Genomic DNA, 12,347 nt, shown 5'->3' with positions numbered 1-12,347 from the left:
CTTGCCATTATTTTCTGTTTGTAGTGCGTTCATTCTAGGGTTGGCAAAACCTTGATGTCATATGCTTTTTTATTAACTCTTCATAACATTGCATTAAGCCAATAAGGCTGCCGCCTGCATAACATGGCGTTTGCAGGCAAGGTTCGGCAGGCGCCAATAGCGCAACCGGAACAAGACTTCTCTATGAGAAAGGGGACGACGCGCCAGCGACGCCGTGCAGGACTAGGGCTTGAGTAATGAACGAGCCACTCAGGCCCAACCCGCCCGCATGCCCCGGGAAGCCGTCGAGACCACCATTTCCATGAAATCGTGTGCCAGTTGCGAGACCGGCACCACATTGGAATGCAGCATGTGCAAGGGCATGGTGGTGCGCGGATTGATCGGTCGTACCACCACATCCGGCCAGACGCGACCGGCCACGGCCAGTTCGTCCACAATCGCAATTCCCGCGCCGGCCTGCACCATGGCACAGGCAATATGAGTCAGACGCACTTCTACCGCCAGCTGCGGTATGCCGGGACGGTTGCCGAACAACTGCTGCACCATCTGGCCATAAGGGGTGTCATTGCCATAGCCAATCAGGTCCAGACCTTCCAGGTCACGGGCGTCCAGCTCCTGCTTGTCAGCCAGCGGATGGCTGGCTGGCAGCACAGCCACCAGATGGTTTTCGTAAATGGATTGGGCGTGCAGGCTGGGATGGGTCAGGGGCACAATCGCCACGCCCACTTCGGCCTGTTGCGTGACCAAAGCCTGTACCAGGTCGCTGGAAATCAGGGTACGCACATAGACCTTCACATCCGGAAAGGCCCGGCGAAAACGCGTCACCGCCATGGGAATCAAGGTCTGTCCCAAACTGGGACTGACGGCAATGTGCAAGCTGCCATGACGCTTTTCGATCAAGTCGGTCGCCACCTCGTTGACCCGCTGCACACTGTTATGGACTTGCTCCACTTCCTGATAGAGCCGACGCGCTTCGGGCGTGGGATACAGCCGCCCTTTGATGCGCTCAAACAGCACCAGACCAATGCGTGATTCGGTATAGGACAGGAGGCGGCTGATGGCCGGCTGCGACACGTTCAGCAGTTGCGCTGCCTTGCTGATCGAACCGGTCAGCATGATGGCGCGAAAAACCTCGATTTGACGAAGATTGAGCAACATCCCTTAACGTAGCCTTATGTTTCGAGCACAAATAAGCATAAGACATTTTAAGTGGCCTATGTTTCAATTTTTTCAAGCTGCCATCCCGGCGCGCCTTGATCGCACCGGGCTTACAGAGCGGCCTCATTACTACGACACGGAGACAAAACCATGCAAACCCTGCTTGCTCGCACCCTGGCAGTGCTGGGCGTGGGACTGGCCGCTGCTGCGCCCACCGCCCACGCCGCTGACAACGTTCATCTGATGCTGGACTTCATTCCCACCGGCGACTATGCCCCGTATTACTCGGGCATTGCCAACGGGATTTACGAGAAACACGGCATAGACCTGAAGATCACCCGCGGCACAGGTTCGGGCGACACCGTGCTGAAGGTAGCCGGTGGTGCCGCCGATATTGGTCTGGCCGACATTTCCGCCATTCTGACCTCGCGCCAGAACAGCCAGACTCCCATCAAGGCCATTGCGTCCACCTTCTCGCACTCGGCCCATTCCCTGTTTGTGCTCAAGGACTCGGGCATCACCAACTTCTCCGGCCTGGAGGGCAAAAAAATTGCCGTCTCGCCCGGCAACAGCCACAAGCTGTACTTCCCCATGGTGGCGCGCAAAGCCAATACCGATCCCGACAAGATTCAGTGGGTCACCGTCGACGGTTCTTCCATGGCGCCACTGCTGATTAACGGCAAAGTGGACGCCGCCCCTTTCCTGGCCACCAACTACTACTACCAGAACAAACAGGCCAAGCGTTTTGGCAAGGAGATCGTGGTGCTGCCCTTTAGCGACCAGGGTTTCAACATCTACGCCCTGTCCGTTTTCACCACTGACAAGACGCTGGCCGAACGCCCACAGATGGTGCAGAACTTTCTGAACGCCACCATCGAGGCCTGGGACGCCGCCCGCAAGGACCCGGACACGGCTTGTCAGGCCCACGTCAAAGCCAATCCTGAAATTGACCGGGATGACTGCATGGGCAATCTGAACGCCGTGCTGGGCTACATCTACACCGATTTCAGCAAGGAGCACGGTGTCGGCAGCCTGGAAGAGGGTCGCATGAAAAACACCTATGAAGCGGTGGCGGAGGCACAAAGCCTGGACCCTGCCTGGGACTATCACCAAGCCTACGACACCCAGTTCATCGTCAAGGCCAACGGCACGGCCAAGCCCTGAGCCACGCTGATTTTCGCGAGCGCTGGCTGGCCCCGGCGGGCCGGCGCGCGCCCTAGGAGCGCATTGTGATACGCATTCAAGACGTGAACCTGATCTACGGTCGTCATACCGAGCGCGAGACTCAGGCACTGAAACACATCAATCTGGACATCCAGGACAACGAAATCATTGCCATCGTCGGCGCGTCGGGCTGCGGGAAATCCACCCTGCTGCGCCTGATTGCCGGCTTGCTGATGCCCTCAAGCGGCACCGTCAGTATTGATGATGAAATCGTTGCCCACCCCCGCCAGGACACCGGCATTGTGTTCCAGGCCCCGACCCTGGTGCCCTGGGCCAATATTCTGGACAACACCCTCTTGCCGTCCAGCATCATGGGTTGCCTGGACGATCAGGCCCGCAGCCGCGCCACGCGCCTGTTGACCACCGCAGGTCTGGGCAATTTCCTGCACCATCATCCCAAACAGTTGTCTGGTGGCATGCAGCAACGCGTCGCCATTTGCCGCGCACTGGTTCACAACCCGAAAGTGGTGCTGATGGACGAACCTTTTGGCGCTCTGGACGCGCTGACCCGCGAGACCATGACGCTGGAGTTGCTGCGCCTTTGGTACGAAGACCCCAAAACCATCGTGTTTGTGACGCACTCGATTTCCGAGGCCGTCATGCTGGGGCATCGCATCGTGGTCATGTCGCCACGCCCCGGCCAGATTACCGAGATTCTGGACGTGAGCCTGCCGCGTGAACGTGACTTTTCCCTGGTGGGCACACCGGAATTTACGCGCTGTGCCGCTACCGTGCGTGAACTTATTTTCCAACACGAGGTGGCGTGATGAGTGAGCAAGCTCAAACCCTGGGCGTCACGCCCGTCTATAAACGACGGCTGCGCCTGCGCGATTTCAATGAAATTACCGTCCCGGCCATCACCCTGATTGCCGTGGTCATTTTGTGGGAGCTGGCCAGCCGCCTGTTTGACATCCCTGAATACCTGGTGCCCGCCCCCTCGCGCATCTGGGCCGACTCCATGCAGATGAAAGAAGCCATGCTGATGCATACGCTGGTCTCGACGCGCACCATCATGCTGGGCTTTTTGCTGTCCATTGCGGTGAGCTTCCCGCTGGCCGTGCTGATTACCTATTCACGTTTTTTTGAGCAGGCCATCTATCCCTTATTGATCCTGACCCAATCCATCCCCAAGGTGGCTCTGGCTCCGATCCTGGTCATTATCTTCGGCCCCACCGAGTTACCCCGTGTGGTGGTGACGTTTCTGGTCGCCTTCTTCCCGCTGGTGATCTCCATGACGGCAGGCCTGCTCGCAGCGCCACCCGAGCTGATTGAGCTGGTGCGTGCGTGCCGCGCCACCCGCCTGCAGGAGTTTTTCCGCATTCGCCTGCCCTTTGCCGTGCCCTTTATTTTCTCGGGCCTGAAAGTGGCCATTACCTTGTCCGTGGTGGGCGCCGTGGTGGGCGAGTTTGTGGCGGCCGACCAAGGTCTGGGTTACCTGATCACGACCTCCACCGCCTTTTTCAAGACGCCGGTTGCCTTCGGTGCCATGGCCATCCTGTCGGTCCTGGGCATTGTGTTCTTCCAGGTGATTTCCGCCGCCGAACGCATCCTGTTCCCGTGGGCGATCAAAGACAATCGGAGCTGATCATGACCTCCCCTTATACCGTCATCCGTGGTGGCCTGGTGCTGTCCCACGCCCAGGCCAAGGCCGAGCCTTTGGACATCCTGATCAAGAATGGCGAGATCGAAGCCATGGGCCCGCCCGGCTTGCCCGTCCCCGTCGATGCCACGGTGGTACAAGCGGACGACCAATTGCTGCATCCCGGCTTGATCAACGCCCACACTCACGGCCATGGCACCTATGCCAAGGCCATGGGAGATCGCTGGTCACTGGAACTGTTATTGACGGCTGGCCCCTGGATCAATGGCGACCGCCATCTGGAAGACAAATACCTGAGCACGCAGCTCAATGCGGCCGAAATGCTGCTCAAGGGCTGTACCGCCAGCTACGACCTGTACTCCGAGGTGCCTGTACCCACTGCCGAAGGCATGAATGCCGTGGCCCAGGCCTATGTGGATGCCGGCATGCGGGCCACGGTCGCGCCCATGATGGCCGACCTGTCCTTTTACCAGTCCGTGCCCGGCCTGATCGAAGCCCTGCCCCAGGACTTGCAGAAGTTTGTGGCCCAACTGACACCGCAATCATTCCGGGCCACGCTATCGGGGCTGACGGACTTTCTGGACCAGCAGCGCAACGCCGACCGCATTCGCGTGGCCCTGGCCCCGACCATTCCCATGTTGTGTTCGGACGAGTTCCTGCAAAGCTGTGGTGAAATCAGCGCGGAGCGCGATATCGGCCTGCACAGCCACGTTGGCGAGTCCTATGTGCAAGCCCTGACCGGCATGAAACGTTATGGCAGCACCATTGTTCAACACCTGGACAAGCTGGGCCTGATCTCGCCCCGTTTCACCCTGGCGCACGCCATCTGGCTGGACGAGCGCGACCTGGACATTCTGGCGGTGCGCGGAGCCATGGTGGCCCACAACCCCGGCAGCAATATGCGTCTGGGCAATGGGATTGCCGATGTGAATGCCATGCTGGAGCGCGGTATTACCGTGGGTCTGGGCACGGACGGCTCAAACAGTGGCGATAACCAGAACATGTACGAAGCCATGCGCCTGGCCTCCTTCTCATCCAAGGTGCGTGGCCCCAATACCGAACGCTGGATTACCACCGAACAAGCGCTGTACGCGGCCACCGAAGGCAGCGCCCGCTGCCTGGGCATGGGCGAGCAACTGGGACGTCTGGAGCCGGGTCGCAAGGCCGATATCGTGTTTCTGGATCTGGCCCATATCAACTGGATTCCGCATAACAACACGGTCAATCAGCTCGTGCATCTGGAAGACGGTCTGGCCCTGCGCCACGTAATGGTCGACGGCCGGTTTGCCGTGCGCGACCGACAGTTAACACAAGTGAATATGCCGCGCCTGCGACAGCAAGTGGAGCAGGCCCAGGAACGCATCACACGCAATACCTACGACAAGCGCCACATCACGGAAAAACTGGCCAAGGCCGTAGGTTCTTTCTGCCTGTGCCTGGGCCATGACCGCTATCACGTGCAGCGCTGGGCACACCCCAGCCAAGACTTAACATGACGTTATGTTTTACAGATAAATAGGCATACGACATTCATGAATGGATTTGCTTCAATCATGGAAACGAACACGATTGCGGACACGCGAGCTAGGCGGGTCCGAGCCCTTCAAGGAGGAAGACAATGAGCGATTTTGATCTGGTAGTACGAGGAAATATTGTTGAGCGCGACCGCATCATCACGGACGGCTGGGTCGCCGTGCGTGAGGGCCGGGTGGCCGCACGCGGTATTGGCGCGGCTCCTTCAGCCCGTGAACATGTGGATGCGCGTGGCATGTGGGTCATGCCCGGCGTGCTGGACGGTCAGGTGCACTCCGGCAGCCAGGCCAATCAGGAAGGGCTGGGCTGGGCCTCACGGGCGGCGGCAGCCGGTGGCGTCACCACCATGGTGGAAATGCCTTATGACGACCCCGAACCCGTGGCCTCCCGCGCGCAGCTGGAAGACAAGATTGCCCGCATTGAAAGCGATTGCCATGTGGACGTGGCCTGCTACGGCACCCTGAATGACCAGCACGGTCTGGAAGCGGCCGCCGGCCTGATTGAAGGCGGTGTCTGCGGTTTCAAATTCTCAACCTTTGAAGCCAGCCCCAACCGCTTCCCGCGTGTGGAAGAAGACATTCTGATGGAAGCCTTTCGCCTGATCGCCCCCTCCGGTCTGGCTTGCGGTGTGCATAACCAGGACCAGGAGCTGACCCGCAAGAACATCAAGCGCATGGTTGAAGCGGGTGATACAGGCTGGGACGCGTTCTTGCGCGCCCATACCCCCCTGATCGAAAACCTGGCCACCAGCGCCATTTATGAAATCGGGGCCCAGACCGGCGCCCGTGCCCACGCCGTACACGTCTCCCTGTCGCGTGGCTTTGAGATCTGCAATATGTATCGCCGGGCCGGCCACAAAGCCTCGATCGAAACCTGCGTGCAGTACCTGATGCTGAACCACGAGGAGCATACCCGCCGCTTTGGTGCCAAGACCAAACACTACCCACCCATTCGTCCCAAAGCGGAAATGGATCTGCTCTGGACCCACATCGCCAACGACGAATGTACCTTCGTGTCCTCCGACCACGTAAGCTGGGGCCTGGAGCGCAAACAGTTTGAAAACGTGTTTCAGAACTCCTCCGGTGGTCCTGGTCTGGAAACGCTGCTGCCCGCCTTCTGGACCGGCTGCGCCGAGCACTGCATTTCCCCCACCATGGTCGTCAAGCAATTGTGCTGGGGCCCGGCCCAACACTTCCTGCTGGAACACCGCAAGGGCTCGCTGAATGTAGGTGCAGATGCCGACATCGTGATCGTCAAACCCGACACCTACCGCTTTGACCCGTCCACCAGCCTGTCCGCCGTGACCTGGAGTTCTTTTGAGGACCGCGAGTTTCAGGTACGTGTGGAAGCCACCTATGTGCGAGGACAACTGGCCTGGGACGGCAAGACCATACGCAATGCCGCGGGCGACGGTCAGTTCATCCGTCCGCACAAAGCAGGCGAATTGTCATGAGTCTGGCCATGCCCTTGTTGAATCAGGAGCGCCTGTGGCGCAGCACCCAGGAGCTGGCAAGGTTCACATTGCCCGACCAGCCCTGGACCCGCCGCGCCTTCTCCGATCTGTTTCTGCAATCACGTCAGTGGCTGCGGGAACAGTTCGAGCAAGCAGGCTTGAGCGTACGCATGGACGCCGCCGGCAATCTGATCGGTCGCCGTGAAGGGCGCAAGCCTGGGCTGGCGCCGATTACAACCGGCTCACACTGCGACACCGTGATGTATGGCGGACGCTACGACGGCATTATCGGCGTGCTGGCCGGGCTGGAAGTCGCCCGTTGCCTGAACGAGCAGGACATCGAGCTGGACCATCCTTTTGAAGTGGTGGATTTTCTGTCTGAGGAACCTAGCGACTATGGCGTGTCCTGCGTAGGCAGCCGTGCCATGGGCGGTGTCCTGTCCGAAGCCATGCTGGCCGAACGCAATCCACAGGGCGAAACACTGGCGCAAGGCATTGCCCGCATCGGCGGCCGCCCCCAGGAACTGGCCCAGGCCCGTCGTGCCCCTGGCGATACTGCCGCCTTTGTCGAGCTGCACATCGAACAAGGGCCCGTGCTGGAGTCGCGCAATCTGCCCATTGGCGTGGTTAGCAATATCGTGGGCATTTGCCGCCATCGCATCATCATTACCGGTCGCCCTGACCATGCCGGCACCACCCCCATGGACATACGTCGTGATGCCCTGGTCGGTGCCAGCCTGATCATCGGTGAAGTGGACCGCAAGGCCCGCCGTGCGCTGGGAGGGCCAGACTATCTGGTCGCCACCATTGGCAACCTGAACCTGACGCCCAACGCCTCCAATGCCGTACCCGGCCGTGTGGAGATGATGGTGGAAGTACGCAGCGACCGCCAGGAGCTGATGCAGAACTTCACCGAGGAGTTGCTGGCCCAGTTGCGCCCGGACATCGAGGCCATGGGCCTGGGTCTGGACGCGGCGCAAGTCAGCCTGGCCAAGCCCACGGACTGCACGCCCGATGTGATGAGCATCATCGAGCAGGCCGCCAGTGCGTTGGGTTACCCGAGCATGGTGATGCCCAGCGGAGCCGGTCACGATGCGGTCTACATGGCCCCCAGCGGCCCTATCGGCATGATTTTCATTCCCTGCCTGAATGGTCGCAGCCATTGCCCCGAAGAATCGATTACTTCCGAGCAGTTGCTGGATGGTACACGCGTGCTGTATCAGAGCATTGTCATGTTGGACCAGCACCTGGAGAGCTGACATGGACTGGTCCTGCGATCAGCTTGGCGAACGCGAACGCTACCGCTTGTTGGTCAACACCGTGTTGCCGCGCCCCATTGCCCTGGTCACCACCTGTGACCGGCAGGGGCGCGTGAACACGGCCCCTTTCAGTTTTTTCAATGTGATGGGCTCAGAGCCTGCCGTCTTGGCGCTGGGCCTGGAAAACGACGCGCACTCTGCCGATGGCCTGAAAGACACCACCCGCAACATCCTGGCAACAGGACAGTTTGTGGTGAACCTGATTAGCGCGAAATTGGCACGCGCCATGAATATCTGCGGCATAGCCTACCCGACCGGACAGGCCGAGCACCTGCAAGCGGGCCTGAATCTGGCCCCCAGTGCACAAGTGCAGCCGCCCCGCATCGCCCAATGCCCGGTGCAGTTTGAATGCCGCTTGCACACTGCACTGGACCTGGGCCCGCTACGCCATATCGTCATTGGCGAAATCCTGCATCTGCACTGCGACGACGCCATCCTGACGCCTGACGGGCGCATTGACATAGCCGCTTACGACCCGATCGGGCGCCTGCATGGTTCGGACTGGTATGTCGGCCTGCAAGGCCGCTTTCAATCAGAAAAACTGAGCCATCACAACGGGCCGCCGCCCACCCAAACCTAAAAACATCATGAATCGTCGCCCTCATATCTACGTTCTGAACCCCAATTCCAGCCAGATCGTAACGGATGGCCTGGACCGTGCCGTCCAGCCCCTGCGTCTGGCCGATGGCCCGGCCATCTCCTGCCTGCGCTTGCCCCAAGGCCCGGCGGGTGTACAAAGCCAAACCGATATTGACACCCTGATTCCTCACCTGCGCGCCCAGGCCCTGAGCGTCCAAGAAGACGCCGCCGCCTATGTGGTGGCCTGCTTTAGCGACCCCGGCCTGTACACTTTGCGCGAAGCGGTGGATGTTCCTGTATTGGGCATTGCCGAAACCGGCGTGCTGACCGCCTTGACGCTGGGCCAACGCTTTGGCGTGCTCTCCATATTGCAGGCCTCCATCCCGCGTCACCTGCGCTACTTTGGGGCCATGGGCGTCACCGACCGCCTCGCTGCCGATCTGGCCATCAATATGAGCGTGTCAGAACTGGCCGACGAGCAAAGAACCCTGCAAGGCCTGACAGAAGTCGGCCGGCGTTTGCGTGACGAGCACGGTGCTGATGTGGTGGTACTCGGCTGCGCGGGCATGGCCAGTCAACGAGAGGCGCTGGAGCAAGCCTTGGGGATTGCCGTCGTGGAACCCACGCAGGCTACCGTGGCCGTTGCCCTGGGTCGTTGCTTGCTAGGCTGGTAAGTGTCGATGAATGCCCCTCCAGAATCGAGCGGTTTGGCAAGCGCACGGCGTCTGCTCCAGGCTCGCCACGAACACCGCCCCATCCAGGACTGGCCCGAAGCGCTACGCCCGGTGTCTTTTGAGCAGGCCTACCTTGTCCAGGCACTGCAAATGGAGGTGTTGGGTCCTATCGGCGGCTGGAAAGTAGGTGCAGCCACCGCAGTGGCCCCCCCTACCTGCGCGCCCCTACCCCTGCGCTTTCGCCATGCCAACCCAACAGAGCCCGTCGGCACGGATCTGGACTTGCGAGGCATGGAAGTGGAGATTGGCCTGATCCTGGGGCAGGATCTACCACCCAGTCACGCCCCGTACTCGCTGGAGCAGATCTGGGAGGCGGTCAGCCAAGTCTGCGTGGCGGTCGAAATCGTAGAGTCCCGCTTTGCGCAACGCGATACGGTAGGCCGCCTATCCACCTTGGCAGATCTGGCCAGTCATGGTGCGCTGGTCTATCAAGTCCAAGGCAAGGCGGCACAGGACAGAAAACTACTCCAGCCGCAGTGGGCGCGCTTGCAGGTCGGACAGCAAACACCCCTACAAGGCCCAACTCAAAACCCCGCTGGCGAGTTGACGCGGCTGCTGATCTGGCTGGCAAATCAAGGCAGCCATCATGGCGGTGGATTGCAAAAGGGGCAAGTCATCATCACCGGCTCTTGCCTGCCCATGCTGTATGCCACTGCCGGAGACCGGATTCAGGCGGCCATTCAAGGGCTAGGCGAGCTGGACTTTATCTGTGCCTGACCCCGGAGGAAGCGGCCTGCCTATCGGATAGCACCGCAAGTGGGCTTTTACTCTCTATGATGTGTACTGCAAAAAGTACACGGGCGCGATCCATTGCCGCCCCGCCACCCCAACATTCGGAGAAAGGCCCATGAGCAAAAACGAAATCACCTGGTCCAATGGTCAATGGAGCGACACCAGCGCCCCCTTGATTGGCGCTACTGACCACGCTTTCTGGATGGCCACGACGGTGTTTGACGGTGCCCGCTCCATTCAGGGCCATACGCCGGATCTGGACCTGCACTGTGAGCGCCTGAACCGTTCGGCCATCACCCTGGGCATGGAACCGGTGATGACCCCCCAACAGACCGTCGACCTGGTACACGAGGGCCTGAAAAAACTGTCCCACACGACGGATTACTACATCAAGCTGCTGTATTTCGCACCCGGCGGTTTTATCCAGCCTGATCCGTCAACGAGCCAACTGGCCATTCATATTTTTGAATCTCCCATGCCGGACGACAGCGGCTTTAGCGCCACATTCAGCGAGTTCCTGCGCCCCGATCCCTCCATGGCTCCCACCGATGCCAAGGCGTCCTGCCTGTACCCCAATACCCAGCGTATCTTGCGCGATGCCAGCGCACGCGGTTTTGACAACGCCATCGTGCTGGACTCCAAGGGTAAAGTGGCCGAGTTTGCCGTCGCCAATTTGTGGATTGTGCGTGACGGCATCGTGCTGACGCCCGAACTGAACGGCACATTCCTGAACGGCATTACCCGCCGACGTGTCCTGCAGCTGCTGCGAGATGACGGCATGGAGGTGCGGGAAGCCAGCCTGACGCCACAAGACGTGTTGGAAGCAGATGAAGTATTCAGCACTGGCAATTACGGCAAGGTCCTGCACTGCAATCGCATTGACGACCGCCACTATGCTCGCGGCCCGGTTGAAACCCGTGCTCACGAGCTGTACATGGCGTATACCGAACGCAATTAAGGGGCGAACAGACTCGCCGCCCCCACGAACACCGGGGGCGGATGAGTCTTGAGCCTGAACAACTGGGTGTCCGGGACAGGCTCTGCCCCTGGAAAAACGGCTCAATCATGAGCCGTTTCGTAATCAAGCCTGCGAATCAACCGTGCATGGGTCCAGTGGCTCATTGGCGACCGGGGCACTTTCCTGCAGCGCCTGCGCCTGCTTCATCTGATGGAGCAAGCTATGCAGCATCTCGGTGGACAGACCGTGCAGCACCAGGCGGTAGCCAGCTCGCAAGGTCGACATGGGCACCAGAGGGTGGCCATTGTTCACCAGAATCAGGTGCTCAGGAGCCTGCAGGATCTTGGCCGCGTAAATGCCAATGGTCTCATCCAGCTGCAGGGAGTTGGCCGCGCGCCAGAAGTCGTTATCGGTCAGCAGCAACTGATACAAGGGCGTGAACAGTTCGATGGCACTTTGCAGGTCCACCTTGTTCAAGGGACCTTGGGGCATATCCTCCAAGGCCAGGGGCACGGGCTGAATCATGGAAAAATCCACCCGCTCCGGCGGGCCAATTTCCTGATGATTGTCCCGCAACGCCTGATTGAGACGGATGACGAAATTGAACAGGTTCAAATCGTGCTTCACAAAGGTGTGATCCCGCAATTCGTCCAGATTCATGGGCGTGAGCGGCGTGGTCGGCACCGAGGTGGGGGAGTTGGCGGCAATAAAAGCCAGCACCTGTGAGCCCAGGTGAAAGTGTCGCAAGATCAGCCAGTTTGCCTGAGGCGAAACAAAACGCTTGAGGCCCCACACCAAAATGCGGTGCAGCAGGCCCGAGTGCGACCATTTGCGCGGCAAAAAGGTTTTAACGACCTGAATCAGCACAATCGTCAAACGGGCCAGGGGCCGCAAAAACGGCAACAAATACTGGCGCGAGGACGAGCTGGAATCAGTCAGCCAGGCCTGCTTGACCTCGTCTGGCAAGGGGGTGCTGCGATCCAGATACAGGGCCCGCCAGGGATTGGGGTCCTGCGGGTCATGCGGTTTGCTTAAAAAATCCGGGATGGGGTCCATG

The 12,347-nt window shown here is 59.9% G+C and carries 12 protein-coding genes; 10 read left to right on the top strand and 2 right to left on the bottom strand.

Annotation, left to right across the window (positions count from 1 at the left end):
* Positions 1-249: 249 nt before the first annotated feature.
* Complete coding sequence (locus tag RSQ48_RS01630; protein WP_415302070.1) at positions 250-1,158, bottom strand: LysR substrate-binding domain-containing protein; 909 nt, start codon at positions 1,156-1,158, stop codon at positions 250-252.
* A gap of 150 nt (positions 1,159-1,308) precedes the next feature.
* Between RSQ48_RS01630 and RSQ48_RS01625 the strand changes: the two genes are divergently transcribed.
* The 10 genes from RSQ48_RS01625 to RSQ48_RS01580 all read left to right on the top strand — a co-directional run bounded on the left by RSQ48_RS01625 (position 1,309) and on the right by RSQ48_RS01580 (position 11,290).
* The gene (locus tag RSQ48_RS01625; protein WP_003804365.1) at positions 1,309-2,322 is read left to right on the top strand and encodes an ABC transporter substrate-binding protein; all 1,014 of its coding nucleotides are present in this window, start codon (positions 1,309-1,311) and stop codon (positions 2,320-2,322) included.
* Between the two features lie 65 nt (positions 2,323-2,387).
* Positions 2,388-3,149, top strand: a complete 762-nt coding sequence (locus tag RSQ48_RS01620; RefSeq protein WP_415302069.1) for an ABC transporter ATP-binding protein — start codon at positions 2,388-2,390, stop codon at positions 3,147-3,149.
* On the top strand, positions 3,149-3,967 hold the full coding sequence (locus RSQ48_RS01615; protein ID WP_003804367.1) for an ABC transporter permease: 819 nt from the start codon (positions 3,149-3,151) through the stop codon (positions 3,965-3,967). Before RSQ48_RS01620 ends, RSQ48_RS01615 begins: the two co-directional genes overlap by 1 nt.
* 2 nt (positions 3,968-3,969) lie before the next feature.
* Entirely contained in the window at positions 3,970-5,478 is a 1,509-nt protein-coding gene (locus RSQ48_RS01610; protein WP_240208881.1) for an amidohydrolase family protein, read from the top strand.
* Positions 5,479-5,600: 122 nt separating this feature from the next.
* Complete coding sequence (locus RSQ48_RS01605; protein WP_415302068.1) at positions 5,601-6,968, top strand: dihydroorotase; 1,368 nt, start codon at positions 5,601-5,603, stop codon at positions 6,966-6,968.
* Complete coding sequence (locus tag RSQ48_RS01600; RefSeq protein ID WP_219235495.1) at positions 6,965-8,227, top strand: Zn-dependent hydrolase; 1,263 nt, start codon at positions 6,965-6,967, stop codon at positions 8,225-8,227. The genes RSQ48_RS01605 and RSQ48_RS01600 overlap by 4 nt, the downstream gene beginning before the upstream one ends.
* Before the next feature lies 1 nt (position 8,228).
* Positions 8,229-8,867: a flavin reductase family protein gene (locus RSQ48_RS01595; protein WP_415302067.1), complete on the top strand. Its 639-nt coding sequence runs from the start codon at positions 8,229-8,231 to the stop codon at positions 8,865-8,867.
* A 7-nt stretch (positions 8,868-8,874) separates the two neighbouring features.
* Complete coding sequence (locus RSQ48_RS01590; RefSeq protein WP_131071205.1) at positions 8,875-9,540, top strand: aspartate/glutamate racemase family protein; 666 nt, start codon at positions 8,875-8,877, stop codon at positions 9,538-9,540.
* Positions 9,541-9,546: 6 nt separating this feature from the next.
* Positions 9,547-10,317: a fumarylacetoacetate hydrolase family protein gene (locus RSQ48_RS01585; protein ID WP_415302066.1), complete on the top strand. Its 771-nt coding sequence runs from the start codon at positions 9,547-9,549 to the stop codon at positions 10,315-10,317.
* Positions 10,318-10,447: 130 nt separating this feature from the next.
* Positions 10,448-11,290 (top strand): branched-chain amino acid aminotransferase, encoded by an 843-nt coding sequence (locus RSQ48_RS01580; RefSeq protein WP_003804381.1) that lies wholly within the window; start codon positions 10,448-10,450, stop codon positions 11,288-11,290.
* Positions 11,291-11,413: 123 nt separating this feature from the next.
* On the opposite strand, the gene RSQ48_RS01575 is transcribed toward RSQ48_RS01580, so the two are convergent.
* Positions 11,414-12,346: a DUF6999 family protein gene (locus RSQ48_RS01575; RefSeq protein ID WP_240208875.1), complete on the bottom strand. Its 933-nt coding sequence runs from the start codon at positions 12,344-12,346 to the stop codon at positions 11,414-11,416.
* Between the last annotated feature and the right edge of the window lies 1 nt (position 12,347).

It is taken from the genome of Alcaligenes sp. SJTW-7 (assembly GCF_047716895.1).
Classification (GTDB): Bacteria; Pseudomonadota; Gammaproteobacteria; order Burkholderiales; family Burkholderiaceae_B; genus Alcaligenes; species Alcaligenes ammonioxydans.
The sequence above is the reverse complement of the archived record's forward strand: the minus strand, read 5'-3'. Positions and strand labels throughout refer to the sequence as shown.

Bases quoted from the DNA above. Each gene is read 5' to 3' on its own strand.
- RSQ48_RS01630 (WP_415302070.1), bottom strand. From the start codon at position 1,158: ATGTTGCTCAATCTTCGTCAAATCGAGGTTTTTCGCGCCATCATGCTG.
- RSQ48_RS01625 (WP_003804365.1), top strand. From the start codon at position 1,309: ATGCAAACCCTGCTTGCTCGCACCCTGGCAGTGCTGGGCGTGGGACTG.
- RSQ48_RS01615 (WP_003804367.1), top strand. From the start codon at position 3,149: ATGAGTGAGCAAGCTCAAACCCTGGGCGTCACGCCCGTCTATAAACGA.
- RSQ48_RS01610 (WP_240208881.1), top strand. From the start codon at position 3,970: ATGACCTCCCCTTATACCGTCATCCGTGGTGGCCTGGTGCTGTCCCAC.
- RSQ48_RS01605 (WP_415302068.1), top strand. From the start codon at position 5,601: ATGAGCGATTTTGATCTGGTAGTACGAGGAAATATTGTTGAGCGCGAC.
- RSQ48_RS01600 (WP_219235495.1), top strand. From the start codon at position 6,965: ATGAGTCTGGCCATGCCCTTGTTGAATCAGGAGCGCCTGTGGCGCAGC.
- RSQ48_RS01595 (WP_415302067.1), top strand. From the start codon at position 8,229: ATGGACTGGTCCTGCGATCAGCTTGGCGAACGCGAACGCTACCGCTTG.
- RSQ48_RS01590 (WP_131071205.1), top strand. From the start codon at position 8,875: ATGAATCGTCGCCCTCATATCTACGTTCTGAACCCCAATTCCAGCCAG.
- RSQ48_RS01585 (WP_415302066.1), top strand. From the start codon at position 9,547: ATGAATGCCCCTCCAGAATCGAGCGGTTTGGCAAGCGCACGGCGTCTG.
- RSQ48_RS01580 (WP_003804381.1), top strand. From the start codon at position 10,448: ATGAGCAAAAACGAAATCACCTGGTCCAATGGTCAATGGAGCGACACC.
- RSQ48_RS01575 (WP_240208875.1), bottom strand. From the start codon at position 12,346: ATGGACCCCATCCCGGATTTTTTAAGCAAACCGCATGACCCGCAGGAC.